Source organism: Nonomuraea sp. NPDC001684 (assembly GCF_053596515.1).
Map to the genome: position 1 here is coordinate 1 of NZ_JBSFGJ010000877.1, position 1,260 is coordinate 1,260.

The window sequence follows — 1,260 nt, forward strand, 5'->3', positions numbered from 1 at the left end:
AGGATGGGCGCCGCTTCGGGGGGAGGAGAGTGCCGCCTCCGCGTGGACTCCTCGAGCGGTACGACGTCGCCGAGGTTTACCCGGCGTACTCGCACCTCTCCTCGCTGTCACACACCACCATGGCCACCGCCAGTGCGTACGTCGAGCACATGGATGACGGCACCCTTCAGGGGGTCTCGGTAGTCCTGTAGGAATTTCCGTCGGATACGCCCCTGAGCTGGGGTTACGTATCCTTGGTGAGGTGTCGGTAGATGGTGGGGCGGGTGACGCCGAACTCGTCGGCGATCTGCTGGACGGTCTCGGAGCTGAAAGTTGATCTCGTCTGGCTTGAACGACTCTGCAGGGCGACAGGCAGTCATCGGACACGTCGATGACAGTTTCTTCGGCGGAGAACTGCTCGTTGGGTGCTGGCTAGAAGTCGGTGACAGTGAGCCGCAGCGCGAGTTGACGCCCGCGCTGCGGCCGACTCAGGCGCCGTGTGGCGCGGAGGGCGGCGCTAGTGAGCCCCGGCGAACAGGGCTTGGATCTGTTCGGCCCCGCCGTGTTGGAGCCATGCCTGGAAGTTCAGCAGGTCGGGGTGGCGTTCGCGGAGCGCCGTGATGTCGGCTCTCCACAGACCGCGCTCGTCCGCGAAAGCGCGCTCCGCCTCCTGGCCCAGTCCGATGCCGCCGATGGAGACCTGCCGGTAGGTGATCTCGCGCCCGATGCTGCGGCTGATGAGTTCCACCGTCCGGTTGGGGGTCAGCTCATCGCCGGCAATCTCGATCGCCTGTCCGATGTACTCCTGCGGGCGGGTGAAGGCGAGGCGGGCCAGGGCGCCGATGTCGGTGGCGGCGATGAGCTGCACCGGTGTCTCCGGGTCGAACAGGTGCGTGAGCTCGCCGTCGACGATGCCGCCGAGGGGCAGTCCGGGAATGGTGTGGTTCTCCATGAATCGGACCGGCCGCAGGATCGTCGCGGGCAGGCCGAGCGCGCGTATGTGCTGCTCGATCTGCCATTTGCTCTCCCAGTAGGGGATGCCGGTGCCCCGGTCGGCCCCGCCGACCGAGGCGAACACGAAATGGGAGACGCCGGCTGCCGCCGCGGCGTCGGCGAGATCACGGCCACGGCGGATCTCGCGTTCGACGTCATCGTCGTCGGGCGTGACGCCGAAGATGCCGTGGGAGTGGCGGTCGAACGCGACCAGTCCGCCTGCGCGCGGCTGCGTGCCAACGTGCTGTCCCACGGCGTCAAGGTCGCCCTGACCAGGGGGCACGCGCC

General features: G+C 67.8%; 3 protein-coding genes. 1 reads left to right on the plus strand and 2 read right to left on the minus strand.

Annotated elements, in window-relative coordinates; translation table 11 throughout:
- Window positions 1–191 (plus strand): hypothetical protein (locus ACWCSD_RS52705; RefSeq protein ID WP_449927511.1); only part of this gene is annotated, 191 nt, incomplete at its 5' end.
- A 32-nt stretch (window positions 192–223) separates the two neighbouring features.
- Here the strand turns inward: ACWCSD_RS52705 and ACWCSD_RS52710 are convergent.
- Entirely contained in the window at window positions 224–355 is a 132-nt protein-coding gene (locus tag ACWCSD_RS52710) for a helix-turn-helix domain-containing protein (protein WP_358300827.1), read from the minus strand.
- Between the two features lie 141 nt (window positions 356–496).
- Window positions 497–1,260 (minus strand): NmrA family NAD(P)-binding protein (locus ACWCSD_RS52715; RefSeq protein WP_449927514.1); only part of this gene is annotated, 764 nt, incomplete at its 5' end.